Source organism: Streptomyces sp. NPDC045778 (assembly GCF_056431945.1).
Genome location: NZ_JBWKJZ010000015.1, coordinates 133,383 through 158,623 on the forward strand (window position 1 = coordinate 133,383; position 25,241 = coordinate 158,623).

General features: G+C 73.8%; 29 protein-coding genes. 10 read left to right on the forward strand and 19 right to left on the reverse strand.

Features of this window, described 5'->3' with window-relative positions:
• The first annotated feature begins 14 nt into the window (after positions 1-14).
• The 5 genes from AC07GB_RS20885 to AC07GB_RS20905 are packed head-to-tail and all read left to right on the forward strand — an operon-like array spanning position 15 to position 5,479.
• Complete coding sequence (locus AC07GB_RS20885; RefSeq protein ID WP_478847523.1) at positions 15-1,178, forward strand: ADP-ribosylglycohydrolase family protein; 1,164 nt, start codon at positions 15-17, stop codon at positions 1,176-1,178.
• Positions 1,178-2,536: an ADP-ribosylglycohydrolase family protein gene (locus AC07GB_RS20890; protein ID WP_478847525.1), complete on the forward strand. Its 1,359-nt coding sequence runs from the start codon at positions 1,178-1,180 to the stop codon at positions 2,534-2,536. The genes AC07GB_RS20885 and AC07GB_RS20890 overlap by 1 nt, the downstream gene beginning before the upstream one ends.
• Positions 2,536-3,462 carry a ribokinase gene (gene rbsK / locus AC07GB_RS20895; RefSeq protein WP_478847527.1) on the forward strand — a complete coding sequence of 309 codons (927 nt, stop codon included), beginning with the start codon at positions 2,536-2,538 and terminating at the stop codon, positions 3,460-3,462. The genes AC07GB_RS20890 and rbsK overlap by 1 nt, the downstream gene beginning before the upstream one ends.
• Positions 3,459-4,649 carry a CaiB/BaiF CoA transferase family protein gene (locus AC07GB_RS20900; protein ID WP_478847529.1) on the forward strand — a complete coding sequence of 397 codons (1,191 nt, stop codon included), beginning with the start codon at positions 3,459-3,461 and terminating at the stop codon, positions 4,647-4,649. The genes rbsK and AC07GB_RS20900 overlap by 4 nt, the downstream gene beginning before the upstream one ends.
• Positions 4,646-5,479, forward strand: a complete 834-nt coding sequence (locus AC07GB_RS20905) for an HpcH/HpaI aldolase/citrate lyase family protein (RefSeq protein ID WP_478847531.1) — start codon at positions 4,646-4,648, stop codon at positions 5,477-5,479. The genes AC07GB_RS20900 and AC07GB_RS20905 overlap by 4 nt, the downstream gene beginning before the upstream one ends.
• 9 nt (positions 5,480-5,488) lie before the next feature.
• Here the strand turns inward: AC07GB_RS20905 and lgt are convergent, their stop codons facing one another.
• From lgt to hisI, 11 genes are all read right to left on the reverse strand, one after another.
• Entirely contained in the window at positions 5,489-6,460 is a 972-nt protein-coding gene (lgt, locus tag AC07GB_RS20910; RefSeq protein ID WP_478847533.1) for a prolipoprotein diacylglyceryl transferase, read from the reverse strand.
• Between the two features lie 114 nt (positions 6,461-6,574).
• Positions 6,575-7,357, reverse strand: a complete 783-nt coding sequence (locus tag AC07GB_RS20915) for a DsbA family protein (protein ID WP_478847535.1) — start codon at positions 7,355-7,357, stop codon at positions 6,575-6,577.
• 76 nt (positions 7,358-7,433) lie between these two features.
• Positions 7,434-8,249, reverse strand: coding sequence for a tryptophan synthase subunit alpha (gene trpA, locus AC07GB_RS20920; protein ID WP_478847537.1), 816 nt, complete (start codon positions 8,247-8,249; stop codon positions 7,434-7,436).
• Complete coding sequence (trpB, locus tag AC07GB_RS20925; protein ID WP_478847539.1) at positions 8,246-9,529, reverse strand: tryptophan synthase subunit beta; 1,284 nt, start codon at positions 9,527-9,529, stop codon at positions 8,246-8,248. The genes trpA and trpB overlap by 4 nt, the downstream gene beginning before the upstream one ends.
• A 176-nt stretch (positions 9,530-9,705) precedes the next feature.
• Positions 9,706-9,888, reverse strand: coding sequence for a tryptophan biosynthesis modulator TrpM (trpM, locus tag AC07GB_RS20930; protein WP_478847541.1), 183 nt, complete (start codon positions 9,886-9,888; stop codon positions 9,706-9,708).
• An 8-nt stretch (positions 9,889-9,896) separates the two neighbouring features.
• Positions 9,897-10,706, reverse strand: coding sequence for an indole-3-glycerol phosphate synthase TrpC (gene trpC / locus AC07GB_RS20935; protein WP_478847543.1), 810 nt, complete (start codon positions 10,704-10,706; stop codon positions 9,897-9,899).
• Positions 10,707-10,840: 134 nt separating this feature from the next.
• Positions 10,841-11,278, reverse strand: a complete 438-nt coding sequence (locus AC07GB_RS20940) for a DUF2752 domain-containing protein (RefSeq protein ID WP_478847545.1) — start codon at positions 11,276-11,278, stop codon at positions 10,841-10,843.
• A gap of 121 nt (positions 11,279-11,399) precedes the next feature.
• Positions 11,400-11,624, reverse strand: coding sequence for an HGxxPAAW family protein (locus AC07GB_RS20945; RefSeq protein WP_478847547.1), 225 nt, complete (start codon positions 11,622-11,624; stop codon positions 11,400-11,402).
• A 108-nt stretch (positions 11,625-11,732) separates the two neighbouring features.
• Positions 11,733-12,389 carry a TIGR02234 family membrane protein gene (locus tag AC07GB_RS20950; protein WP_478847549.1) on the reverse strand — a complete coding sequence of 219 codons (657 nt, stop codon included), beginning with the start codon at positions 12,387-12,389 and terminating at the stop codon, positions 11,733-11,735.
• A 7-nt stretch (positions 12,390-12,396) separates the two neighbouring features.
• Positions 12,397-13,965, reverse strand: coding sequence for an anthranilate synthase component I (locus AC07GB_RS20955; RefSeq protein ID WP_478847551.1), 1,569 nt, complete (start codon positions 13,963-13,965; stop codon positions 12,397-12,399).
• Between the two features lie 9 nt (positions 13,966-13,974).
• Positions 13,975-14,343: a phosphoribosyl-AMP cyclohydrolase gene (gene hisI, locus AC07GB_RS20960; protein WP_478847553.1), complete on the reverse strand. Its 369-nt coding sequence runs from the start codon at positions 14,341-14,343 to the stop codon at positions 13,975-13,977.
• A gap of 83 nt (positions 14,344-14,426) precedes the next feature.
• On the opposite strand from hisI, the gene AC07GB_RS20965 reads away from it, so the two are divergent.
• Positions 14,427-15,062, forward strand: a complete 636-nt coding sequence (locus AC07GB_RS20965; RefSeq protein ID WP_478847555.1) for a TIGR03085 family metal-binding protein — start codon at positions 14,427-14,429, stop codon at positions 15,060-15,062.
• 27 nt (positions 15,063-15,089) lie between these two features.
• Here AC07GB_RS20965 and hisF read toward each other — a convergent pair whose 3' ends face one another.
• From hisF to hisD, 8 genes are read right to left on the reverse strand one after another with little or no spacing between them, the layout of a single operon-like run.
• Entirely contained in the window at positions 15,090-15,845 is a 756-nt protein-coding gene (gene hisF, locus AC07GB_RS20970) for an imidazole glycerol phosphate synthase subunit HisF (RefSeq protein WP_478847557.1), read from the reverse strand.
• The gene (locus tag AC07GB_RS20975; protein WP_478847559.1) at positions 15,842-16,306 is read right to left on the reverse strand and encodes a RidA family protein; all 465 of its coding nucleotides are present in this window, start codon (positions 16,304-16,306) and stop codon (positions 15,842-15,844) included. The genes hisF and AC07GB_RS20975 overlap by 4 nt, the downstream gene beginning before the upstream one ends.
• Positions 16,303-17,043: a bifunctional 1-(5-phosphoribosyl)-5-((5-phosphoribosylamino)methylideneamino)imidazole-4-carboxamide isomerase/phosphoribosylanthranilate isomerase PriA gene (gene priA, locus AC07GB_RS20980; RefSeq protein WP_478847561.1), complete on the reverse strand. Its 741-nt coding sequence runs from the start codon at positions 17,041-17,043 to the stop codon at positions 16,303-16,305. The genes AC07GB_RS20975 and priA overlap by 4 nt, the downstream gene beginning before the upstream one ends.
• Positions 17,043-17,699 carry an imidazole glycerol phosphate synthase subunit HisH gene (hisH, locus tag AC07GB_RS20985; protein ID WP_478847563.1) on the reverse strand — a complete coding sequence of 219 codons (657 nt, stop codon included), beginning with the start codon at positions 17,697-17,699 and terminating at the stop codon, positions 17,043-17,045. The genes priA and hisH overlap by 1 nt, the downstream gene beginning before the upstream one ends.
• Positions 17,690-17,854 carry a hypothetical protein gene (locus AC07GB_RS20990; RefSeq protein ID WP_478847565.1) on the reverse strand — a complete coding sequence of 55 codons (165 nt, stop codon included), beginning with the start codon at positions 17,852-17,854 and terminating at the stop codon, positions 17,690-17,692. Before AC07GB_RS20990 ends, hisH begins: the two co-directional genes overlap by 10 nt.
• Positions 17,855-17,858: 4 nt before the next feature.
• Positions 17,859-18,452: an imidazoleglycerol-phosphate dehydratase HisB gene (hisB, locus tag AC07GB_RS20995; RefSeq protein ID WP_242716818.1), complete on the reverse strand. Its 594-nt coding sequence runs from the start codon at positions 18,450-18,452 to the stop codon at positions 17,859-17,861.
• Positions 18,449-19,555 carry a histidinol-phosphate transaminase gene (locus AC07GB_RS21000; RefSeq protein ID WP_478847567.1) on the reverse strand — a complete coding sequence of 369 codons (1,107 nt, stop codon included), beginning with the start codon at positions 19,553-19,555 and terminating at the stop codon, positions 18,449-18,451. The genes hisB and AC07GB_RS21000 overlap by 4 nt, the downstream gene beginning before the upstream one ends.
• Positions 19,552-20,874 carry a histidinol dehydrogenase gene (gene hisD, locus AC07GB_RS21005; protein WP_478847569.1) on the reverse strand — a complete coding sequence of 441 codons (1,323 nt, stop codon included), beginning with the start codon at positions 20,872-20,874 and terminating at the stop codon, positions 19,552-19,554. Before hisD ends, AC07GB_RS21000 begins: the two co-directional genes overlap by 4 nt.
• 278 nt (positions 20,875-21,152) lie before the next feature.
• Between hisD and AC07GB_RS21010 the strand changes: the two genes are divergently transcribed.
• The 4 genes from AC07GB_RS21010 to ybaK all read left to right on the forward strand — a co-directional run bounded on the left by AC07GB_RS21010 (position 21,153) and on the right by ybaK (position 25,224).
• A complete protein-coding gene (locus AC07GB_RS21010; protein ID WP_478847657.1) occupies positions 21,153-22,667 on the forward strand; it encodes an oxidoreductase in 1,515 nt (504 codons plus the stop codon).
• A 241-nt stretch (positions 22,668-22,908) separates the two neighbouring features.
• Positions 22,909-23,925 carry a hypothetical protein gene (locus AC07GB_RS21015; protein ID WP_478847571.1) on the forward strand — a complete coding sequence of 339 codons (1,017 nt, stop codon included), beginning with the start codon at positions 22,909-22,911 and terminating at the stop codon, positions 23,923-23,925.
• Positions 23,926-23,936: 11 nt separating this feature from the next.
• Positions 23,937-24,677, forward strand: a complete 741-nt coding sequence (locus AC07GB_RS21020) for an LON peptidase substrate-binding domain-containing protein (protein ID WP_478847573.1) — start codon at positions 23,937-23,939, stop codon at positions 24,675-24,677.
• A gap of 46 nt (positions 24,678-24,723) precedes the next feature.
• Complete coding sequence (gene ybaK, locus AC07GB_RS21025) at positions 24,724-25,224, forward strand: Cys-tRNA(Pro) deacylase (protein WP_478847575.1); 501 nt, start codon at positions 24,724-24,726, stop codon at positions 25,222-25,224.
• The last annotated feature ends 17 nt before the right edge of the window (positions 25,225-25,241 follow it).

Genomic DNA, 25,241 nt, shown 5'->3' on the forward strand with positions numbered 1-25,241 from the left:
AGGGCGATCCAGACATGCCACCACCGAAGAGGACGGCGCTCGCGGACCGCGTCACCGGCGCCCTCGTGGGCGCGGCCGTCGGCGACGCGCTCGGCGGCCCCGTGGAGGGCTACTCCCCCGAGCAGATCGCGGACCGGCACGGCGGCCCCGTCCACGGCATCGTCGGCCCCTGGCACGGCGACGCCTGGCGCACCGCCCGCCCGCTCGCCCCGTACCACAAGGGCGACGGCCACGTCACCGACGACACCCTGATGACGCACGCGCTGGTCCGCGTCTACGCCGCCGTACGCGACCACTTGGACGCGTACGCGATCGCCGACCACCTGGTCCCCGATCTGATGACGAACCCGCGCTGGATCCCGGAACTGGAAGCCGAGGCCCTGCCCCTGCACCGCCTCTTCCTCGCCGAGAAGTGGCTCGTCGCCCGCCTGCACTACGGCCACGTGGACCCGCGCGAGGCGGGCGCGGGCAACATCGTCAACTGCGGCGCGGCGATGTACATGGCCCCGGTCGGCCTGGTCAACGCCGCCCACCCCGAGGCCGCGTACGCCGAGGCCGTGGACATCGCGGGCGCGCACCAGTCGTCGTACGGACGCGAGGCGGCGGGCGTCTTCGCGGCGGCGGTCGCGGCGGCCTGCGCGCCCGGCGCGACACCCACCACGGTGATCGACACCTGCCTGGCGCTGGCCAAGGACGGCACGCGGGCGGCGATCGAGGCGGTGGCGGACGCGGCGGCCCGCCACCGGGCGTACGAGACGGCGCTGCGCCCGCTGCGCGCGGCGGTCGCCCCCTTCGACACCGTCGGCCCCGACTACCGCGCCCCGTCCCTGGGCGCCCGCCGCCCCTCGCGGCTGCACGCCGTCGAGGAACTCCCCGTCGCCCTCGGCATGCTCCTGATCGGCGAAGGCGACTACCGCGCCACCGTGCTCGGCTCGGTGAACTACGGCCGCGACTGCGACTCGATCGCCACCATGGGCGGCGCGCTCGCGGGCGCCCTGGGCGGCGAGGCCGCGGTCCCGCCCGACTGGGCGAAGCGGGTGGCCGAGGCCAGCCGCCTGGACCTGCACGCCCCGGCCCGGGCCCTGACGGCGGTCGCCGAGGAGGTCTTCGCCAGGGACAGGGCCCGCCGCCGCGCCCACGAGCACGCCTTCACGGCCCTGACGGGCGGCGCCCCCTGATGCGCCTCACCTGGCTACAGCCCGAGGACCTCATCGCCCACGAACTCCGCCAGGCCCAGGAGGAGGGCCGCGACGTCACCGAGGCCCGGGCCCGGTGGCTGGCAGCGGGTGGCGACCCGACCCCACCCCACTCGGGCACGTCCCCCCAACCGGCCCCACCCCACCTCCGGGCCCTGGCGGAAGAGCTGTTGGCGGAACTGGACGGCCCGGAAGCGGACATCAAGCCCGTCCCGTGTTCGAGGACGAGCGCGCGGCTCGCCGGAGCCGGGGCGCCCCCGCGAGGGCACCGCGACCGCGTCCACGCCGCCTGGCTCGGCAGAGCCGCGGGCTGCCTCCTGGGCAAGCCTGTGGAGAAGCTCCCCCTGCACGGCATCCGCGCCCTGGCCAAGGCCGCGGGCAACTGGCCCCTGGACACCTGGTTCACCGCCAGGGGCGTCCCGCCCGAGCTGATCGCACGCCACCCCTGGAACCGCCGCTCCGCCGCCACCTCCCTGGCCGAGAACATCGACGGCATGCCCGAGGACGACGACCTCAACTACCCGCTCCTCAACCTGCTGCTCCTGCGCCGCCACGGCCCCGCCTTCACCACGGCGGACGTGGCCGCGCTCTGGCTCGACGAACTCCCCGCCGCCCGCACCTTCACCGCCGAGCGCGTCGCGTACCGCAACCTCCTCAACGGCGTCGTACCACCTCGAACGGCCCGGCACCGCAACCCGTTCCGCGAGTGGGTCGGCGCCCTGATCCGCGCGGACGCGCACGGCTGGACCCACCCCGGCGACCCCGGGGCCGCCGCCGAGCAGGCCCGCCGGGACGCGTGCCTGACGCACACCGGCAACGGCGTGTACGGCGCGATGTTCGCGGCGGCCACGATCGCGCAGGCCGCGGCCGGCGGCGGCGACGTCCACCACTGCCTGGCCACGGGCCTGACGGTGGTCCCGCCCGGCTCCCGGCTCGCCGCGGCGGTCCGCCACGGCATCGAACTGGCCCGTACGACGCGTGACTTCGACGACATCGCCGACGCGCTGCACGCCGCGTACGACCACTACCACTGGGTACACGTCGTCCCGAACGCGGCCCTGCTCGCCGCCGCCCTCACCCACGCCGACGGCGACTTCACCGGCTCCATCACGCGCGCGGTCGCCGGCGGCTGGGACACGGACTCCAACGGCGCGACGGCCGGCTCGGTCGCGGGCCTGCTCGCCGGGCACCCGGACGCGCTCCCGGACCGCTGGACGGCACCGCTGAAGAACCGCCTCGCCACGTCCGTCGGCGCCTTCGACGGCGTCAGCTTCACCGAACTTGCCGATCTGACCTACGAACTGACGCAGCATCACCCAGCAGAGGAGATGTCCCCCTGATGGCCCCCCACATCGTCGTCCTGGGCAGCACCAACATGGACCTGGTCGCCTACGTGCCCGAGGCCCCGCGGCGCGGCGAGACCGTCACCGGCCGCGAGTTCCGCACCTTCCCCGGCGGCAAGGGCGCCAACCAGGCCGTCGCCGCGGCCCGCGCGGGCGCCACCGTCTCGATGATCGGCGCGGTCGGCACCGACGCCTTCGGCAGCCAGCTGCGCTCCGCGCTCGACCACTGCGGCGTGGACACCGATCTGCTGCGCACGGTGGAGGGCGCGACCGGCACCGCGCACATCGTCGTCGACGACGGCGGTGGCAACGCGATCGTCGTGGTGCCCGGCGCCAACGCCGCCCTGACCGGTCTGACCCACGGCGACGAGGCCCTCATCGCCTCCGCCGACCTGCTCCTGCTCCAGCTGGAGGTCCCGCTCGACGGCGTCGTCGCCGCCGCGCGGCACGCCCGCGAACACGGCGTCCGCACCGTCCTCACCCCCGCGCCCGCACGGAGCCTTCCGCCCGAACTCCTGGACGCCACCGACCTGTTGATCCCCAACGAACACGAGGCCGCGGCCCTCACCGGGGCCCTCGACCCGCACGCGGCGGCCCACGCACTCCTCGACCGGGTCCCGGAGGTCGTCGTCACGCTCGGCGCCGAGGGCAGCCTGTACGCGGCACGCGGCGCCGAACCGGTCACCGTGCCCGCGCCCCGGGTCACGGCCGTGGACACGACGGGCGCGGGCGACACCTTCGTGGGCGCGCTCGCGGTGGTGCTCGGCGAGGGCAGACCCATGCCGTCCGCGCTCGCCTGGGCCTCGGCCGCCGCCGCGCTGTCCGTGCGGCGCCCGGGCGCGACGGCCGCCATGCCGTACCGCGCGGAGATCGACGCGGAGGCCGACACCCGGGCCGAAGCCCCGGTGGAGGCGGACCGGTGACGCGGCCCCCGCTGGACGGCCTGCGCGTCGTCGACCTCGCCACCCTCTTCGCGGGCCCGCTCGCCGCCACCCTCCTCGGCGACTTCGGCGCGGAGGTCGTCAAGGTCGAGCACCCCACGCGCCCCGACCCGTCCCGGGGCCACGGCCCGGCGAAGGACGGCATCGGCCTGTGGTGGAAGCTGCTGGGCCGCAACAAGCGCACGATGACGCTCGACCTGTCGACACCCGGCGGCCGGGCCACCCTGCTGCGCCTGGCCGCCGGGGCGGACGTGATCGTGGAGAACTTCCGCCCCGGCACCCTGGAGAAGTGGGACCTGGGCTGGGAGGAGCTGAGCGCGGCCAACCCGCGCCTGGTCCTGGCCCGCGTCACGGGCTTCGGGCAGTTCGGGCCGTACGCGCGCCGCCCCGGCTTCGGCACCCTCGCGGAGGCGATGAGCGGCTTCGCGGCGGTGACCGGCGAGCCCGACGGGCCGCCCACGCTGCCGCCGTTCGGCCTCGCGGACTCCATCGCGGGGCTCGCCACGGCGTACGCGGTGATGACGGCCCTGACGGCCCGCGACCGCACGGGCCGGGGCCAGGTCGTCGACATGGCCATCATCGAGCCGATCCTCACCGTCCTAGGCCCGCAGCCCCTCTGGTACGACCAGCTGGGTCACGTACAGCCGCGCACCGGCAACCGCTCGACGAACAACGCGCCCCGCAACACCTACCGCACGGCCGACGGCGGCTGGGTGGCGGTGTCCACGTCGGCCCAGTCGATCGCGGAACGCGTGATGCGCCTGGTCGGCCGCCCCGAGCTGATCGACGAGCCCTGGTTCACGACCGGCGCCGGGCGCGCCGCGCACGCGGACGTCCTCGACGGGGCGGTCGGCGCCTGGATCTCCCGGCACACCCGCGCCGAGGTCGTCGAGGCCTTCGAGAAGGCGGAGGCGGCGGTGGCCCCGGTACAAGACGTACGGGACGTCATGACGGACCCGCAGTACGCGGCCCTGGGCACCCTCACCACGGTCCCCGACCCGGACCTCGGCCCCCTGCGCATGCAGAACGTCCTGTTCCGTCTCTCCGAGACGCCCGGCGCGATCCGCTGGGCGGGGCGGGCGCACGGCGCCGACACCGACGAGATCCTCACCGAACTCGGCCTGACGGCCGGGGAGATCACCGCGCTGCGCACGGCGGGTGCCCTGTGAGACCGCACCCGCTGACCTGGCTGTACGTTCCCGGCGACCGGCCCGAGGTGGTGGCCAAGGCACTCCTCGCGGGCGCGGACGTGGTGATCGTCGACCTGGAGGACGCGGTGGCGCAGGGCCGCAAGGCGTACGCCCGCGAGGCCACGGTCGACCTGCTCGCCGAGCCGCACCCCGTGCCGGTCCACGTCCGCGTGAACGCCCTCGGCACTCCCCTGTCCGACGCCGACCTGGAGGCCCTCGCCCCGCTGCCCGGCCTCGCGGGCCTGCGGCTGCCCAAGGTCACGTCGGCCGACGACGTGGTCCGCACCGCCGAACGGGCCGCTCCGCTGGAGGGCGGCGCCCCCGCCCTGTACGCCCTGCTCGAATCGGCCCTGGGCGTGGAGCGGGCCTTCGCCGTCGCGACTGCCCATCCGGCGCTGCGCGGCCTGTCCATCGGCGAGGCGGACCTCCGCGCCGACCTCGGCGTGCGGGAGGAGGCGGGTCTCGACTGGTGCCGCTCCCGGGTGGTCGTGGCGGCACGGGCCGCGGGGCTCGCGCCGCCCGCCCAGTCGGTCTATCCCGATGTCCGCGACACCGAGGGCCTCGCGGCGTCCTGTGCCCGGGGGCGCGCGCTCGGCCTGCTCGGCCGCGCGGCGATCCACCCGCGTCAGCTGCCGGTCATCGAGCGCGCGTACCTGCCGACTCCGCAGGAGGTCGAACGGGCGGAGGAAGTCCTCAAGGCGGCGGCCACCGAGCAGGGCGCGCAGGCGCTGCCCGACGGCCGCTTCGTGGACCGCGCGGTGGTGGAGGAGGCAGGCAGGATCCTGGCCCTGTCGCGCCGCGCGCCCTAGCCGCCCGCCTCAGCCCTTGGCAGCGGACTCCGCCTCACCGTCGGAGCCTGCCTTCTCGGAGCCGGGCTTGTCGGGGTCCGACTTGTCGGCGCCGGGCTTGTCGGAGCCGGGCTTGGACAGGGCGACCGAGGGCTCGGCCTTGTCACCGCCGGGGACGCCACCACCGGGAACCGGTTCGACGATCTCCTCCCGGCCGGGCCGCATCCGCGCCGAGAGCACGAGGTACACCACGGCGAGCAGGAAGACGACGAGCGCGGTCCAGTTGTTCAGGCGCAGGCCGAGGAATTCGTGCGCGTCGTCCACGCGCATGTACTCGATCCAGAAGCGGCCCGCGCAGTACGAGGCGACGTACAGCGCGAAGGCGCGGCCGTGGCCCAGCTTGAAGCGCCGGTCCGCCCAGATGACGAGGACGGCGACGCCGACGCACCACAGCGACTCGTACAGGAACGTCGGGTGGTAGGTGCCGGGGACGCGGCCGTCGTCGGAGCTGGTGATCTTCAGCGCCCATGGAACGTCCGTCTCCCTGCCGTACAGCTCCTGGTTGAACCAGTTGCCCCAGCGGCCGATCGCCTGGGCGAGGGCGATGCCGGGGGCCAGCGCGTCGGCCCAGGCGGGCAGCGGGATGCCGCGCCTGCGACAGCCGATCCAGGCGCCGACCGCGCCGAAGGCGATCGCGCCCCAGATGCCGAGGCCGCCCTCCCAGATCTTGAAGGCGTCCACCCAGTCACGGCCGTCACCGAAGTACAGCTGGTAGTCCGTGATCACGTGGTAGAGACGGCCGCCGACCAGGCCGAAGGGCACCGCCCACACGGAGATGTCGGCCACGGTGCCGGGCTGCCCGCCACGGGCGACCCACCGCTTGTTGCCGAGCCACACGGCGACGAACACGCCGATGATGATGCAGAACGCGTAGCCGCGCAGCGGGATGGGGCCGAGGTCGACCACTCCGCGCGAGGGGCTGGGGATGTAGGCAAGTTCCATGGCAGGGTCGACGCTACCTTGCCGGGCCGGGGCGACGGCAACCAGCCCGACAACGGGTCCGTAACAGGGGCCCGGCGGCGGGTCAAGATCCGGCCGCCGCCGGGCGGGCGCCCGCTAGCGGTTCGCCTTCTCCACGGCGGCCTTGAGCTTGTCGGGGGTCAGCGGGTTCTTCTGGTCCTCGAAGATGTTCTTCCCGTCGAGGAGGATGGTGGGCGTGCCGCGCAGGCCCGCGTCCTCGAAGGCCTTGTCGGACTTGGTCACCCAGCTGTTGTGCGTGCCGTCGGTGACGCACTTCTTGAAGGGGGCGGTGTCGAGCCCGTCGACCTTGCCCGCGAGGTCGAGCAGCTTGTCGTTGTCCGCGAAGGCGTCGTCGGTCTCCATGGGCTGGTTCTGGAACAGCACGTCGTGGTACGGCGCGAACTTGCCCGCGTCCTGGGCGCAGGCGGCGGCGTTGGCGGCGCGCAGCGATCCGGAGCCGCCCATGTTGCCGTCGATGAGGGTCGCGAGGTGGTACTGGGCCTTCAGCAGGCCCTTGTCCACGAGGCCGTTGATCGTCGAACGATAGCCGTCCTCGAACTGCTTGCAGGCCGGGCAGCGGAAGTCCTCCCAGACGGTGAGGGTGGACTTGGCGCTGTCCTTGCCGGACTGGATCGCCAGCTTGTCCTTGCCCACCGCGCCGTCGGGCGCGACGACCGGGCCCGCGGTGTCCTTCTTCTTGTCGTCGTCCCCGGCGTTGGCCGCGAGCAGGCCGCCGACCGCGGCCAGGGCGAGCACGCCGACGACGGCGGCGCTCACCAGCAGCGTGCGGCGCCGCTTGTCGCTTCTCTTCTGCCGCTCGCGCTCCTCGGCCAGGCGCTCCCGGGCCGTGCGCTTACCCTCACGGTTCTTCTCGCTCATACCGGACCAAACGAACCGGGGAGGCGCGAGCGCGCCTCCCCGGTCCAGGTCCACCCGTACGAGCTAAACGCCCGTTCTACGAGCCTGTTCGCACGCCCCTGGCCAGCTCGCCCGCGAGGTCCCGCACCGCGTCGAGGCCCGCGGAGGCGTCCTCGGCGTCGAGCATCCGCTGGACGAAGGCCGAACCGACGATGACGCCGTCGGCGAAGCCCGCCACCTCGGCGGCCTGCTCGGCGTTCGAGACGCCGAGGCCGACGCAGACCGGCAGGTCGGTGGTGGCGCGGGTGCGCCGGACCAGGTCCTCGGCCTGCGCGCCGACCGAGGCGCGGGTGCCGGTGACGCCCATCAGGGACGCGGCGTACACGAAGCCGGAGCCCGCCGCCGTGATCGTCGCGAGCCGCTCGTCCCTGCTGCTCGGCGCGACGACGAAGACGGTGGCCAGGTCGTGCTTGGCCGCGTGCTCGCGCCACAGCGCCGACTCCTGCACGGGCAGGTCCGGCAGGATGCAGCCCGCGCCGCCCGCCTCGGCCAGCTCGGCGGTGAAGCGCTCCACGCCGTAGCGGTCGACCGGGTTCCAGTACGTCATGACGAGGACCGGCTTGCCCGTGGCCGCGTGGGCCTCGCGGACCGTGCGCAGGACGTCCGCGATCCTGACGCCGCCGCGCAGGGCGATGTCGTCGGCGGTCTGGATGACGGGCCCGTCGAGGACGGGGTCGCTGTGCGGCAGGCCCACCTCCACGACATCGGCCCCGCCGTCGAAGACGGCCTTGATCGCCTCGATGCCGCCGTCGACGGTCGGGAAGCCCGCGGGGAGGTACGCGATGAGTGCCGCGCGGCCCTCCGCCCTGGCGGCGGCGAGGGTGTCGCTCAGCAGCTGGACGTTTCCGCTCACTTGGCGTCCTCCTCGATCTCGGCGGTGCCCGCGGCGTCCGCGGCGACCTCGGCGTCGGTCTCGTACAGGCCGAAGTAGCGTGCGGCCGTGTCCATGTCCTTGTCGCCGCGTCCGGACAGGTTGACGACGATCAGACCGTCCTGGCCAAGGTCGCGGCCGACCTCCAGGGCGCCCGCGAGCGCGTGGGCGCTCTCGATCGCCGGGATGATGCCCTCGGTGCGGGAGAGCAGGCGCAGCGCCCGCATGGCCGCGTCGTCGGTGACGGCGCGGTACTCGCCGCGGCCGCTGTCCTTGAGGAAGGCGTGCTCCGGGCCGATGCCCGGGTAGTCGAGCCCCGCCGAGATGGAGTACGGCTCGGTGATCTGGCCCTCGTCGTCCTGGAGGACGTAGGACCGCGAGCCGTGCAGGATGCCGGGCTCGCCCGCGGTCAGCGTGGCCGCGTGCTCGCCGGTCTCGACGCCGTGGCCCGCGGGCTCGCACCCGATGAGCCGCACGCCCGCGTCCGGGATGAAGGCGTGGAAGAGGCCGATGGCGTTGGAGCCGCCGCCGACGCAGGCGATCGCGGCGTCGGGGAGCCGCCCGGCCCGCTCCAGGATCTGCCGCCGGGCCTCGACCCCGATGACGCGGTGGAAGTCCCGGACCATCGCGGGGAAGGGGTGCGGTCCTGCCACGGTCCCGAACAGGTAGTGGGTGCGGTCCACGTTGGCGACCCAGTCGCGGAAGGCCTCGTTGATGGCGTCCTTCAGCGTGCGGCTGCCGGACTTCACGGCGATGACCTCGGCGCCGAGCATGCGCATGCGGGCGACGTTCAGCGCCTGGCGCTGCGTGTCGATCTCCCCCATGTAGATGGTGCAGTCCAGGCCGAAAAGGGCGCAGGCCGTGGCCGTGGCGACGCCGTGCTGGCCCGCCCCGGTCTCGGCGATCACCCGGGTCTTGCCCATGCGGCGGGTGAGCAGGGCCTGCCCGAGCACGTTGTTGATCTTGTGGGAGCCGGTGTGGTTCAGGTCCTCCCGCTTGAGGAAGACGCGGGCGCCCCCGGCGTGTTCGGCGAACCTCGGCACCTCGGTGAGGGCGCTGGGGCGGCCGGTGTAGTGCACGAGCAGGTCGTCGAGTTCCCGGGCGAACTCCGGGTCGGCCTTCGCCTTGTCGAACTCGACGGCCACCTCGTCGACTGCCGCGACCAGGGCCTCCGGGATGAACTTGCCGCCGAAGGCACCGAAGTAGCCTTCGGCGCTGGGGACTTGGCCGTCCGGGTCGGGGATGAAGAACTCGCTGGGCATGTGGGTACCTCGCTGTCGTGCGTGAGCGAACGTGGGTAACCGTCTGCGCGCAGCCGCGTCGCGGTGGAACCTCCCACCCTCCCGGTCTCGGGAAGGGGTGGTCTCGGGGAATCAAAGTCCGCCGCGACGGCGGGCACCCCGACGAACCGGTCCGGCGGTGCCGAACCCGCGGGACGTCAGGGACGCGCGCCGCGAGGGCACCATCGCATGCCGTTGACCTGCCCGGGCTCGTCCCCGATGACGTACCGCACGCGCCGCCCGTGCACCCGCCGCGCCGGCGCCCGGCAGCCACGCGGCCGACACCCGCGGGCGAGGCGGGCGTACGGGTCGCGCGTGGCGGCGAGGCGGTCGGCGGACATGGGGACGCTCAGCCGCGGCCGTGCCGCAGGGCCGGGTGGGCGCCCGCCGCGACCAGGTCGGACACGGCGGCCTTCGGGTCACGGCCGGTGACGAGGGACTCGCCCACGAGCACCGCGTCGGCGCCCGCGTTGGCGTAGGCGATGAGGTCGTGCGGCCCGCGCACACCGGACTCGGCGATCTTCACCACGGAGTCGGGCAGCTCGGGCGCGACGCGCTCGAACGTGGCGCGGTCGACCTTGAGGGTCTTCAGGTCGCGCGCGTTGACCCCGACGACGCGGGCGCCCGCGTCCAGGGCGCGCTCGGCCTCGTCCTCGTCGTGGACCTCCACGATCGGGGTGAGGCCGATGGACTCGGCGCGCTCGATCAGCGACTCCAGGGCCGGCTGGTCGAGGGCCGCGACGATCAGCAGGGCGAGGTCGGCGCCGTACGCGCGGGCCTCCCACAGCTGGTACGAGGTGACGATGAAGTCCTTGCGAAGCACCGGGATGTCGACCTTGGCGCGCACGGCCTCCAGGTCGGCGAGGGAGCCGCCGAAGCGGCGCTCCTCGGTGAGCACGGAGATGACGGCGGCGCCGCCCGCCTCGTAGTCGGCGGCGAGTCCCGCCGGGTCGGCGATCGCGGCGAGCGCGCCCTTGGACGGGCTGGAGCGCTTGACCTCGCAGATGACCTTGACGCCCTCACCGCGCAGCGCGGCCGCGCCGTCCTTGGCCGCCGGGGCCTTCGCCGCGCGCTCCTTGAGCTCGTCGAGGCTGACGCGCGCCTGCCGCTGTGCGAGGTCGGCACGGACTCCGTCGATGATCTCGTCGAGCACACTCACGCGAGCGGCCCCCTTCCCTGCTTTCCGATGGTCACTGCGATGGTATCCGCAGCACGGCGTAGTACTCGCATCCGGTTGACGAGGCTCTCACTACCTGGACTCTACGCCGGTTCCGCGGCGGCCCGACGGGCCCGCTAGGGGTGCAGCCAGGACCCGAACGGCAGATTGCGTACGAGCGTGAAGACCGCGAGGACGGCTCCGACGGCCCACAGCTGGGCGCGGCCGAGCTGCATCCGGGCCGGCCTGCCGCGCACCGTCCGCAGGGCCCACAGCACCCACAGGACGGCGAAGAGGCCGTAGCCCACGACGGCGACGGCGTTGGCGCCGAGGGCCGTGGTGAGGTCGCCCTGGGCGAAGGCGTGGGCGCTGCGCAGGCCGCCGCAGCCGGGGCAGTAAACGCCCGTGAAGTACAGCAGCGGGCAGGTCGGGTAGTGGCCCGGCTCGTTCGGGTCGACGGTGGCGACGTACGCGAAGGCGGCGGCGACGGAGCCGAGCACGCCGAGCGGCACGGCGAGGCGGCGCAGCGCGGGGCCCGCGCCGGCGGGCACGGCGGTCTCCTGTTCGGCACTCACCCGGGCATTGTCCCCCGTGCGCCGCCCGGGCACCTGGCGGGTGCGCCGACGGGATGCCGCCGGTACGCCGACGGGGCGGCCGGGCGTGTCGCCCTGCCGCCCCGTGGACGTACGCGTGCGGTCAGCCCTCGGCGCGGGCGACCTGGGGCTTGTGCGGCTTCTGGCCCATGCCGGCCAGGCGCATCGCGCCGCCGACGACGCCGCCCGCGAGGATGATCGCCATGCCGGCCCAGAAGCCGACGGGCTTCGCCATCACCATGAAGGCACCCGCGACGCAGAAACCGATGAAGGCGATGATGACACCGGTCCAGGCGGCCGGGGTGTGTCCGTGGCCATGTCCCGCCATGACTTGCTCCTCGTTAGCTGTGACTGTGCGTGTGTTGAACGCCGTGTTCATTGTCCCGTATGCGGGATCGTGCCCTGTGCCGGGGTGTCCCGGCAGGTCGGCGGGTCTCTAGCCGGTCTGCGTCGGGTCCTCGCCCCGGTCGATGGCCTTCCACAGGTCCTCGGGCCGGTCGGGGTCCGGGGCGCGGCGGGCCCTCGGGCGGGGCGCGCCGTCGCGCTCGTAGCGGCCGGACATCGCGGGCCAGGCGCTGCCCCGGGTCAGGGCGAGCAGCCCCGCGACCAGGATGAGGGCGCCGGCGGCGACGGCCGCGTACGGCCAGCCGGTGTGGCTGAGCCCGGCGACCTCGGCGGCGGCGTCGCCGGACGCGGTGGCGGCCTTGTCGTCGAGGGCCGCGCGGTCGTTCGCGCCGAGCAGCGCGGCGACGACGATGCCGACGCCGCTGAGGGCGAGCAGCGCCGAGACGAGCACGCGGCCCGCGCGGCGGACGGCGAAGACCGCGACGAGCGCGGCCAGGCCGACTATCGCGAGCGCGGCGGGCACGCCCGTGACGTCGCTGCCCTTGGCGGTCAGCGGGAAGTCGCCGCCCGCGACGGCCGTGGAGCCGTGCGCCCAGGACTGCCGGGAGGCGAGCAGCGCGAGGGCCGCGCCCGCGGCGCCGAGCAGCAGGGCGGCGGCGAGGCTGCGGCGGCCGCCGCCGCGCGGGGTGCGGTCCGCGGCGACCTGGGGCGCGTCCTCGGTACGGGGCGTCGGTAGGGCAGAAGTCACCCGTCCACTATCCCTCACGGCTCGCTGTGGTGTGCAGGCGGTTGGCGGTATGGATGGCGCGGAGCACGGCGGCGGCCTTGTTGCGGCACTCGGTGTCCTCGGCGACGGGGTCGGAGTCGGCGACGACCCCGGCCCCCGCCTGCACGTACGCGGTGCCGTCGCGCAGCAGGGCGGTGCGGATGGCGATGGCGGTGTCGGAGTCGCCCGCGAAGTCGAGGTAGCCGACGCAGCCGCCGTACAGGCCGCGCCGGGCGGGTTCGAGTTCGTCGATGATCTGCATCGCGCGGGGCTTGGGGGCGCCGGAGAGGGTGCCCGCGGGGAAGCAGGCGGTGAGCACGTCGAAGGCGGAGCGGCCTTCGGCGACGCGGCCGGTGACCGTGGAGACGATGTGCATGACGTGCGAGTACTTCTCGACGGACATGAAGTCCACGACCTCCACGGAGCCCGGTTCGCAGACGCGCCCGAGGTCGTTGCGGCCGAGGTCGACGAGCATCAGGTGCTCGGCGCGCTCCTTGGGGTCGGCGAGGAGTTCCTCGGCCAGCTCCTGGTCCTCCTGGGGCGTGGCGCCGCGCGGGCGGGTCCCGGCGATGGGGTGCACCATGGCGCGCCCGTCCTCGACCTTGACCAGGGCCTCGGGGCTTGAGCCGACGACGTCGAAACCCTCGAAGCGGAGCAGGTACATGTACGGCGACGGGTTGGTCGCCCGCAGCACCCGGTAGACGTCGAGCGCGCTCGCCCGGCAGGGGGTCTCGAACCGCTGCGAGGGCACGACCTGGAAGGCCTCGCCCGCGCGGATGCGCTCCTTGATGTCCTCGACGGCGGCCCGAAAACTCAGCGACGCGGAGCGTCCCGTTGAGGGGTGGTGGTCGGGCGACGGGTGGGCGGGGCCGCCCCAGCGGGCGGTGAACTCCGGCAGCGCGGAGGGCGGGAGGGCGGCCGGGGGCTGGGCGACCGGCCGCGTCAGATCGGCCTCCATGGCGTCGAGCCGGGCCACGGCGTCGGCGTGGGCCTCGTCGACGCCGGTGTCGAGGTCGTTGTGGTTGATCGCGTTGGCGATGAGCAGGACCGAGCCGTCCCAGTGGTCGAGTACGGCGAGGTCGCTGGTCAGGAGCATGGTCAGCTCGGGAAGCGCGAGGTCGTCGACCTCTCCGGGGCCGATCTTCTCCAGGCGGCGCACGATGTCGTAGCCGAGGTAGCCGACCATGCCGCCGGTGAAGGGCGGCAGGCCCTCCGCGCCGGTGAGGTCGCGCGGGGTGTGCAGGGCGGCGACGGTGGCGCGCAGCGCGGCGAGCGGGTCGCCCGACGTGGGCACGCCGACGGGCGGGGTGCCCAGCCAGTGGGCCTCGCCGTCCCGCACGGTCAGGGCGGCGGCGCTGCGCACGCCGACGAAGGAGTAGCGAGACCAGAGGAAGTCGGCGCGGCCGTTCGCCGCGGACTCCAGGAGGAAGGTGCCGGGGCGCTCGGCGGCGAGCTTGCGGTAGAGCCCGACCGGGGTGTCGCCGTCGGCGAGGAGCCGGCGGCTGACGGGGATCACTCGGCGGTCGGCCGCGAGCTTGCGGAAGGTCTCAAGATCCATGGGGCGACCCTACTGGCCGGGGGTGAGCACGTCGGTGTCGAAGCAGGTGCGCGTGCCCGTGTGGCAGGCGGCGCCGACCTGGTCGACCTTGACGAGGACGGTGTCGGCGTCGCAGTCGAGGGCGACGGACTTCACGTGCTGGACGTGCCCCGAGGTGTCCCCCTTGACCCAGTACTCCTGGCGGCTGCGCGACCAGTAGGTGCAGCGCCCGGTGGTCAGGGTGCGGTGCAGCGCCTCGTCGTCCATCCAGCCGAGCATCAGCACCTCACCGGTGTCGTACTGCTGGGCGACGGCGGGGAAGAGCCCGTCGGCGCCGCGCTTGAGGCGGGCGGCGATGTCGGGGTCGAGGCCACTGGAGGGTGCGGGCGTGCTGCTCATGTCGGCCATTGTGCCGCGCCCGGGCGGCGTGCCTCGCGGAGGTCCACTGTGCGGACCAGGCGCCCGGTCGTACGCTGGCTCCCATGTCGACCCATGCCAAGCGTGAACGACTTCTCCTCGCGGACCTCCTGGAGGCGGCGGGGCCGGACGCACCGACCCTGTGCGACGGCTGGCGCACCCGTGACCTCGCCGCGCACGTGGTGGTGCGCGAGCGGCGCGCCGACGCCGCGGGCGGTCTCGTGATCAAGCAGCTCGCGGGCCGTCTGGAGCGGGTCCAGGCCGAGTTCGCCGCGAAGCCGTACGAGGAGCTGATCCAGCTGATCCGCACGGGCCCGCCGCGGTTCTCGCCCTTCAACCTGAAGCAGGTCGACGAGGCGGCGAACGCCGTGGAGTTCTACGTCCACGCAGAGGACGTGCGCCGCGCCCAGGCCGGCTGGACGCCGCGCGAGCTTGACCCCGTCTTCGCCGACGCCCTGTGGTCCCGCCTGGAGCGCACGGCCCGCGTCATGGGCCGCAAGGCGCCGGTGGGCCTGGTGCTCCGGCGGCCCGACGGGCAGACGGCGGTCGCCCACCGGGGCACGCCGGTGGTCACGGCCACCGGTGAGCCCGCCGAGCTGCTGCTGTTCGTCTTCGGCCGCCAGGAGGTCGCGGACGTGGAGCTTGAGGGCGACAAGGACGCCGTCGCCAAGCTCCACGAGACCAAGCAGCTGGGCCTCTAGCGCGCCGCGCGGCGGGGTCCCCGGCGGTCAGCGCACCGGGTGCCCCGCCTGCCGCAGCGTCTCCTTGACCTCGCCGATCCGCAGGTCGCCGAAGTGGAAGACGGACGCGGCCAGGACCGCGTCCGCGCCGGCCGCCACGGCGGGCGCGAAGTGGTCCGGGCGACCCGCGCCGCCGGAGGCGATGACGGGGACCGTGACGTGCTTGCGGACCGCCTCGATCATCTCGATGTCGTAGCCGTCCTTCGTGCCGTCCGCGTCCATCGAGTTGAGCAGGATCTCGCCCGCGCCCAGCTCGGCGGCCCGGTGGGCCCACTCGACGGCGTCGATCCCGGCGGACTTCCGGCCGCCGTGGGTGGTGACCTCGAAGGAGCCCGATTCCGTGCGGCGGGCGTCCACCGACAGGACCAGGACCTGGCGGCCGAAGCGCTCGGCGATCTCACGGATCAGGTCGGGGCGGGCGATCGCGGCGGTGTTCACACCGACCTTGTCGGCGCCCGCGCGCAGCAGCTTGTCGACGTCCTCTGCGGTGCGCACGCCGCCGCCGACGGTGAGCGGGATGAAGACCTGCTCGGCGGTGCGGCGCACCACGTCGTACGTGGTCTCGCGGTTGCCGGACGAGGCGGTGATGTCCAGGAAGGTCAGCTCGTCGGCGCCCTCGGCGTCGTAGACCTTCGCCATCTCGACGGGGTCGCCCGCGTCGCGCAGGTTCTGGAAGTTGACGCCCTTGACGACCCGGCCGTTGTCGACGTCCAGGCAGGGGATGACTCGGACGGCGAGCGTCACGATGGTGCTCCTCGGGGGACTTCTCGGAATGCTTCGAGTTCTACTTCGACCAGGATGCGCGGGTCGACGAAGCCGGACACGACCACGAGGGTGGTGACCGGGCGCACGGAGTCGAAGAACTCCTGGTGGGCCCGGCCCACGTCGTCGACGTCCCGCGCGTGGGTCAGGTACATGCGGGTGCGGATCACGGAGTCGGCGCCCAGGCCGAACTCCCCGAGCGCTGCGAGGGCGTTCGCGAAGGCCGTCCTGGCCTGCTCGTAGGGGTCGCCCTCGCCGTGCAGGACGTCGCCCCGGAAGGCCGTCGTCCCGCCGACGACGACCCGGTCGCCCGCCGCGACGGCGCGTGCGAAACCGAAGGCCTCTTCCCAAGGGCTGCCGCCCTCCCGTCTCCCACCACCACCCTTCTGAGGAAGGCCCTCCGGGCCCCCTTTTTCGGGCACGCGCCGTACGCCATCGGTCATCGGGACACGGCCTCCAAGGCCTCTTCGAGGGTGAACGCCTTCGCGTACAGCGCCTTGCCGACGATGGAGCCCTCCACGCCCTGCGGCACAAGCTCGGCGATGGCGCGCAGGTCGTCCAGGGAGGAGACGCCGCCGGAGGCGACGACGGGGCGGTCGGTGGCCGCGCAGACGGTGCGCAGCAGCTCCAGGTTCGGGCCCTGGAGCGTGCCGTCCTTGGCGATGTCGGTGACCACGTAGCGGGCGCAGCCCTCGGCGTTGAGGCGCTCCAGGGTCTCGTACAGGTCGCCGCCGTCGCGGGTCCAGCCGCGGCCGCGCAGGGTGGTGCCGCGCACGTCGAGGCCGACGGCGATCTTGTCGCCGTGCTCGGCGATGACTTTGGCGACCCACTCGGGGGTCTCCAGGGCGGCCGTGCCGAGGTTGACGCGGGTGCAGCCGGTGGCCAGGGCGGCGGCCAGCGAGGCGTCGTCGCGGATGCCTCCGGAGAGTTCGACCTTGATGTCCATGGCCCCGGTGACCTCGGCGATCAGGTCGCGGTTGTCGCCGGTGCCGAAGGCGGCGTCGAGGTCGACCAGGTGCAGCCACTCGGCGCCCGCGCGCTGCCAGGCGAGGGCGGCCTCCAGGGGGGAGCCGTAGGAGGTCTCCGTGCCGGACTCGCCGTGGACGAGGCGGACGGCCTGGCCGTCGCGGACGTCGACGGCCGGGAGGAGTTCGAGCTTCGGGGCCGTGTCAGGGGCCATCAGAGGGTTCCGATCCAGTTCTTCAGCAGCTGCGCTCCGGCGTCGCCGGACTTCTCGGGGTGGAACTGCGTGGCCCACAGGGCGCCGTTCTCGACGGCCGCCACGAAGGGTGAGCCGTGGGTGGCCCAGGCGACCTTGGGGGCGCGCATGGCCGGGTTCGCGGTCTCCAGGGACCAGTCGTGGACGGCGTAGGAGTGCACGAAGTAGTAGCGCTCGTCCGCGTCCAGGCCCCGGAACAGCTCGGAGCCCTCGGGGGCCTCGACCGTGTTCCAGCCCATGTGGGGGACGATGTCGGCCTTCAGGGGCTCGACGGTGCCGGGCCACTCGTCCAGGCCCTCGGTCTCGACGCCGTGCTCGATGCCCTGGGCGAAGAGGATCTGCATGCCGACGCAGATGCCCATGACGGGGCGGCCCCCGGACAGACGGCGGCCGACGATCCAGTCGCCGCGCACGGACCGCAGACCCCGCATGCAGGCCTCGAAGGCGCCCACGCCGGGCACCAGGAGGCCGTCGGCGTTCATGGCCGTGTCGTAGTCACGGGTGATCTCTACGTCGGCGCCCGCGCGGGCGAGGGCGCGCTCGGCGGACCGCACGTTCCCGAAGCCGTAGTCGAGGACGACGACCTTCTTGGAGGATCCGGCGGAGGTCAATTCCACACCTCCAGGCGGACGACGCCCGCGAGCAGGCACATGCCGGCGCCGATGGAGAGCAGCGTGATCAGGCTCTTGGACTGCTTCTGCTTGGCGAAGGAGTAGACGCCGCCGAGCAGGAAGAGCCCGACGAAGATCAGCATGGTGGAGATGCCGTTCATGCGGTTACAGCGCTCCCTTGGTGGAGGGGAGGATGCCGGCGGCGCGCGGGTCGCGCTCGCTGGCGTACCGCAGCGCTCGCGCGAGGGCCTTGAACTGGCACTCGACGACGTGGTGGGCGTTGCGCCCGTACGGCACGTGGATGTGCAGGGCGATCTGCGCCTGGGCGACGAAGGACTCGAAGATGTGGCGGGTCATCGTCGTGTCGTACGCGCCGATCATCGGGGCCAGGTTCTCGGGCTCCGTGTGCACCAGGTACGGGCGGCCGCTGAGGTCGACCGTGACCTGGGCGAGGGATTCGTCGAGCGGCACCGTGCAGTTGCCGAAGCGGTAGATGCCCACCTTGTCGCCGAGCGCCTGCTTGAAGGCGGCGCCGAGCGCGAGGGCGGTGTCCTCGATGGTGTGGTGGGTGTCGATGTGCAGGTCGCCCTCGGTCTTGACCGTGAGGTCGAACAGGCCGTGGCGGCCGAGCTGGTCGAGCATGTGGTCGTAGAAGCCGACCCCGGTCGACACGTCGACCTTTCCGGTGCCGTCGAGGTCGATCTCGACGACGACCGAGGTCTCCTTGGTGGTCCGTTCGACACGGCCTAGGCGGCTCATGCTCCCTGCTCCTTCTTGAGTGCGCGTACCGCATCGAGGAACGCGTCGTTTTCGGCGGGGGTTCCCGCGGTCACCCGCAGCATGCCGGGCACGCCGTTGTCCCGGACGAGGACCCCGTGGTCGAGGATCCGCCGCCAGGCCTGGTGGGCGTCGGGGAACCGCCCGAACTGGACGAAGTTGGCGTCCGACTCCGTCACTTCGAAGCCGAGGTCCCGCAGCCCGGTGACGAGGCGGTCGCGCTCGGCCTTGAGCTGCTCGACGTACCCGAGGAGCGTGTCGGTGTGCTCCAGGGCGGCCAGCGCGGTGGCCTGGGTGACGGCCGAGAGGTGGTACGGCAGGCGCACCAGCTGGACGGCGTCCACGACCGCGGGGTCGGCGGCCAGATAGCCGAGGCGCAGGCCCGCGGCGCCGAACGCCTTGGACATGGTGCGTGAGACCACCAGGTGCGGCCGCCCTTCGAGCAGCGGGAGCAGCGACTCGCCGTGGCTGAACTCCACGTACGCCTCGTCGACCACGACGATGGACGGCTTGGCGGCCTGGGCGGCGTCGTACAGGGCGAGGACGGCTTCGCGGGGCACGGCGTTGCCCGTGGGGTTGTTGGGGGTCGTGACGAAGACGACGTCCGGCGCGTGCTCCGCGATGGCCGTGGTGGCGGCCTCGACGTCGATCGTGTAGTCGTCGCGCCGCGGTCCGGAGATCCAGCCGGTGCCGGTGCCGCGCGCGATCAGCGCGTGCATCGAGTACGAGGGCTCGAAGCCGATGGCGGTGCGGCCCGGGCCGCCGAAGGTCTGGAGCAGCTGCTGGATGATTTCGTTCGAGCCGTTCGCCGCCCAGACGTGGGCGCGGGTGACCTCGTGGCCGCCGGTGCGGGTGAGGTACTTCGCCAGCTCCGTGCGCAGCTCGACCGCGTCCCGGTCGGGGTAGCGGTTCAGGCCGCGCGCGGCCTCGCGGACGCGCTCGGCGATGCGCTCGACGAGGGGCTCGGGGAGCGGGTAGGGGTTCTCGTTCGTGTTCAGGCGTACGGGGACGTCGAGCTGGGGCGCTCCGTACGGGGACTTGCCGCGCAGCTCGTCCCGGACGGGGAGGTCGTCGATCCCGGTCACTGGCCCGGCACCTTCCAGCCGAACCTGGCCTTCACGGCCGCGCCGTGCGCGGGCAGGTCCTCCGCCTCGGCGAGCGTCACCACGTGGTGGGCGACCTCGGCGAGGGCGTCTCGGGTGTAGTCCACGATGTGGATGCCGCGCAGGAAGGACTGGACGGACAGGCCCGAGGAGTGGCAGGCGCAGCCACCGGTGGGCAGCACGTGGTTGGAGCCCGCGCAGTAGTCGCCGAGGGAGACCGGCGCCCACGGGCCGACGAAGACCGCGCCCGCGTTCTTCACCCGGTCGGCGACGGCGGGGGCGTCGGCGGTCTGGATCTCCAGGTGCTCGGCGCCGTACGCGTCGACGACGCGCAGGCCCTCCTCCAAGCCGTCCACGAGCACGATCGCGGACTGGCGGCCGCTCAGGGCGGGCACGATCCGGTCCTCGACGTGCTTGGTGGCGGCGATCTGCGGCACAAGCTCCGCGGCCACCGCGTCGGCGAGCGCCACCGAGTCCGTGACCAGGACGGCCGCCGCGAGCGGGTCGTGCTCGGCCTGGCTGATCAGGTCGGACGCGATGTGCGCCGGGTCGGCGGTGTCGTCGGCCAGGATCGCGATCTCGGTCGGGCCCGCCTCGGTGTCGATGCCGATGCGGCCCGTGAAGTAGCGCTTGGCGGCGGCGACCCAGATGTTGCCGGGGCCCGTGACCATGTTGGCGGAGGCGCAGGACTCGGTGCCGTACGCGAACATCGCGACGGCCTGGGCGCCGCCGACGGCGTACACCTCGTCGATGCCGAGGAGGGCGCAGGCGGCGAGGATGGTCGGGTGCGGCAGGCCGCCGTGCTCCTTCTGGGGCGGCGACGCGAGGGCCATGGAGGCGACGCCCGCCTCCTGCGCCGGCACCGCGTTCATGATCACGGAGGAGGGGTAGACGGACCGGCCGCCCGGGGCGTAGAGCCCCACGCGCTCGACCGGCACCCACTTCTCGGTGACCGAGCCGCCGGGTACGACCTGGGTGGTGTGCGGGGCGCGGCGCTGGGCGCGGTGCACGGTGCGGGCCCGGCGGATGGACTCCTCCAGGGCCGCGCGCACGTCCGGGTCGAGGCCCGCGAGGGCCTCGGTGAGCGCGGCGGCGGGCACGCGGACCCGCTCCAGGCGCACGCCGTCGAACTTCTCCGCGTACTCGATCAGCGCCGCGTCGCCGCGATGATGCACGTCTTCGCAGATGGGCCGCACCTTCTCCAGGGCAGCCGCGACGTCGAAGTCGGCACGGGGCAGCAGGGCGCGCAGAGCGGAACCCTCAGGGAGGGCCTCGCCGCGCAGATCGATTCGAGAGATCACATGGCCAATTCTCGCAGACGGCCGGGAGCGGCCGGTCCCTGGGAGCGCACCGAAGGGGCGCGGGCCGCGTCGATGTGCGGCTCCGCCGCGCGGGCGCGACCAGCCACAAACGACCCGCGGGCGTCCGCGAACCGCTAGCGTTCAGGCCGTCACGGAGCGGGCATGAACATTTGTACGAGACATGCACACACCTGAGCGCCCGCAGGGAGGACGCACCAGTGGTCGACGACACCGGCACCGGGGACCCGCCGGACGGCCTGACCGCCTCGGAGATCGGGATGTGGCAGGCGTTCCGCAACGGCACGGTGTACGACCTGCGGGCGGGCAGCGCCGCCGTCGACGACCCGCACGGCGCCCACCCCTGGGGCCCCGAGCGCAGCGTGCGAGCGCGCATCCTGGCCTGGCTGCTGCTCGACGGGCCGCCCGCGCTCGCCGGCCGGGTGTCGTCCCTGAAGCTCACGGGCGTGCAGGTCACCGACGTCCTGGACCTGGCGGGCGGCACGGTGGTGCCGTACACGGAGCTGAAGGGCTGCCGCTTCGAGAAGGAGGTGCTCCTCCCCGAGTCCCGCTTCACCACGCTGCGCATGGTCGACTGCTCCATCCCGCGCCTGGAGGCCGCCCGGCTGCACACCGAGGGCGACCTGCACCTGCCGCGCTGCCGCGTCCACAACGGCATGCGCCTGACCGACGCCCACATCGGCACGGACCTGCTGCTCAACCAGGCCGTGGTCTACCGCGACCGGCGCGGCAGCTCGCTGATGGCCGACGGCATGACCGTGGGCCAGGACCTCCAGGCGGAGATGCTGGAGTCGCACGGCGAGCTGCGCCTGCGCGGCGCGAAGGTCGGCGTCAGCCTGAGCCTGCGCGGCAGCCGCCTGGCCAATCCGTACGGCCGCTACGCCCTGAACGCCCCGCAGCTCACCGTCGAGCGCACCCTGTACCTCACGCCCGCGGGCGTCGGCAATCCGCCGCAGACCAGCGGCACGACGCCCGCGCGCGGGACCCGCGTCCAGCGCTTCAGCTGCGAGGGCGGCATCCGGCTCGACGACGGGCGCTTCGGCGACGCGGTGGACTTCGGCCAGGCCCGCTTCACCCTCCAGAACGACCAGGAGGTGTCGCTGCGCCGGGTGCAGACGCCCGAGCTGCGCTTCCTCGGCGAGGCCCCGCAGCGCGGCAAGGTCGTCCTGTCCGGCGCCCGCGTGGTCAACCTGATGGACCGGGCCACCAGCTGGCCGGGCCCCGGAGCCCTCCAGATGGGCGGTTTCACGTACGAGAACCTCATCCCGCAGAGCGGCTTCCCGCTGTCGCGGCGCCTGGAGTGGGTGGCCGCCGCCACCGCCGAGTACAACCCCGAGCCGTACGAGAAGCTCGCCGCCGTCCTGCGCAACGGCGGCGAGGACGCCGACGCCCGCGAGGTCCTGCTGGCCAAGCAGCGCCGCCGCCGCGAGACCCTGCCGCTCGCGGCCAAGCTCTGGGGGTACGCGCAGGACTGGACGGTGGCCTACGGCTACCGCCCCGGCCGGGCCGCGCTGTGGATGGCGGTCCTGTGGGCGGCCAGCGCGATCGCCTTCTCCCGCGCCGACCACCCGCCGCTCAAGGAGGGTGAGCACCCCGACTGGAACCCGTCCCTGTTCGCCCTCGACCTGCTCCTGCCCGTCATCAACCTGGGCCAGGACACCTACTGGCAGCTGCGCGGCGGCTGGCAGTGGCTCGCGGCGGCCCTGATCCTGATGGGCTGGGTCCTGGCGACGACGGTGGCGGCGGGCGCGACGCGGTTGCTCCGCCGGAACTGACGTGTTCTTCCCCCCCCACCCGCCCGCCCCTCCATCGCGCTGCGCGCTCGCGCGGAGCGCCGATAGGGCGGGGGCAAGGGGGCGCAGCCCCCGGATCAGGGAGCGGCGGGCCTGGGGCGCACCGCGAGGGCCCCGGTTTCGCGGCCGAACCGTTATGCGACCCCGCACAACCAAGCCTCCACCCCGCCCGTCAACAGCAACGACCGCACCAGTTTGTCCAGGCGTACGAGGGGGACCGCACATGCCGCTGCTGCGCGCCCTCATCCGCACGGTCCGCATGGTCCGCCACACCCCGCAGCTGGCCGACGGCCTGCCCGCCGCCGACGAGGTGCTGCTCGACGTGCCGGACGACCGGCTCGGCCCTGCCCTGGTGGCCGCGGGCCGCGGCGACCACGGCCCGGCCGCCAAGCTGCTCGCCACCACCCGCGAGGCCGCCGAGTGGGAGAACCGCGACCGGTACGCCACCCGCCTCGCCGCCTTCGCCCGCTCCCGGCCCGAGTGGTTCGACGACTGGCTGACCCTCGCCCCGCACGACCCGGACGCGCTGCTGCTCAAGGCCGAGCTGGCGGTGGTGCGCGGCTGGGAGTCGCCCGCGCGCGCCGAACTCCTGCGCGAGGTCAGCCCGCTGCTCACGGCCGCGGCCGAGGCCGACCCACGCGACCCGGTGCCCTGGCGCGTGGCGCTCGACCACGCCCGCGGCACCCACGCCTCGCACTCCGACTTCGAGGAGCTGTGGGGCCAGGCGGTGCGCCGCTCCTCGTACCACTACGGCTGTCACGCCTCGGCGCTGATGTACCTGTCCGCGGCCTGGTACGGCTCCCACACCGAGTGCTTCGACTTCGCGGAGCGCGCGGCCGCGGACGCGCTGCCCGGGTCGCTGATACAGGCGCTCCCCGCCCGCGCCGCGTTCGCGTACCTCGCGGGCGGCGGCGGGCGGCTGCCGCGCGAGCGCCTGGACCGGGCCGCCGACCTGGCCATCGCGCTCTCGGCCTCCTACGCGCCCGCCGACCCGTGGCCGGCCGAGGTGCGCAACCTCCTGGCGTACGTCCTCATCCGCCTGGAGCGCTGGCAGGACGCCCTGGACCAGTTCCGTCTCATCGGCCCGTACGCGACCTCGTTCCCCTGGGACCGGATCGCCGACGACCCGCTCGGGCAGTTCCTCGAACTGCGCGACGGCGTCCGCATCGAGGTGGCCGCGCGCACCCCGCTGCGGTCCGGGCGCGGGCGCGGGGAAGGCAAGGTCACCGGCGGCCGTTAGGCTTTCGGCTCGTGACGACCGTCCGGCTCCCCCTGTTCCCACTCAACTCGGTGCTGTTCCCTGGGCTCGTGCTGCCCCTGAACGTCTTCGAGGAGCGATATCGCGCCATGATGCGCGACCTGCTCAAGTCTCCCGACGAGGACCAGCGGCAGTTCGCCGTCGTGGCGATCCGCGACGGCAGCGAGGTCGCGCCCAGCGCGCCCGGCCTCCCCGACCAGACGGCCCGGCCCGACCTCGGCCCCGCGGCGGGCTTCGGCGACGACCCGATGCGGGCCTTCCACGCGGTGGGCTGCGTCGCGGACGCGGCGACCATCCGCGAGCGCGAGGACGGCGGCTTCGAGGTGCTCGCCACCGGCACCACCCGGATGCGCCTGCGCTCGGTGGACGCCTCAGGCGCGTATCTGACGGCGGACCTCGAACCGCTGCCGGAGGAGCCCGGCGAGGAGGCGGGAGCCCTCGCCGAGGGCGTGCTCAGGGCCTTCCGCTCCTACCAGAAGCGCCTCGCGGGCGCCCGGGAGCGGTCCCTGTCGACGGGCACGGAGCTGCCGGACGACCCGTCGGTGGTGTCGTACCTGGTCGCGGCGGCCGCGGTCCTGGACACCCCCACGAAGCAGCGCCTCCTGGAGGCCGCCGACACCGCCTCCCGGCTGCGCGACGAGCTGACCTTGCTGCGCAGCGAGACCGCGATCATCCGCAATCTGCCGTCCTTGCCCGCGACGGACCTGACGCGCGGCACGACGAGCCTCAACTGACGCATCCCGAGACGTGACCCGATACGCATCCCGACGGGCAGGCGAAGTGGCGAAGAAGCAGAAGAAGTCCCAGACGGGCGGTACGCCGGCGACGGTGGTCCTCACGGGTGCGGGTGTCGCCTTCACCCTCCACGCGTACGACCACGACCCGTCCCACCCCTCGTACGGCGACGAGGCCGCCGAGGCGATGGGCGTGTCCCCCGGCCGCGTCTTCAAGACCCTGGTCGCCGAGGTCGACGGGGAGCTGACGGTGGCCGTGGTGCCGGTCGCGGGCTCGCTCGACCTCAAGGCCCTGGCGGCGGCGGTCTCCGGCAAGCGCGCGGTCATGGCCGACCCGGCCGCCGCGGAGCGCACCACGGGGTACGTGCGCGGCGGCATCTCCCCCCTGGGCCAGCGCAAGAAGCTCCGCACGGTCCTGGACGACTCGGCATCGGCCCACGCCACGATCTGCGTCTCGGCGGGCCGCCGGGGCCTCGAGGTGGAGCTGTCCCCCGCCGACCTGGCCGCCCTCACCTCGGCCGTGCTTGCTCCGATCGGGCGTGAATAGGCCCTCGACGCCTTCGT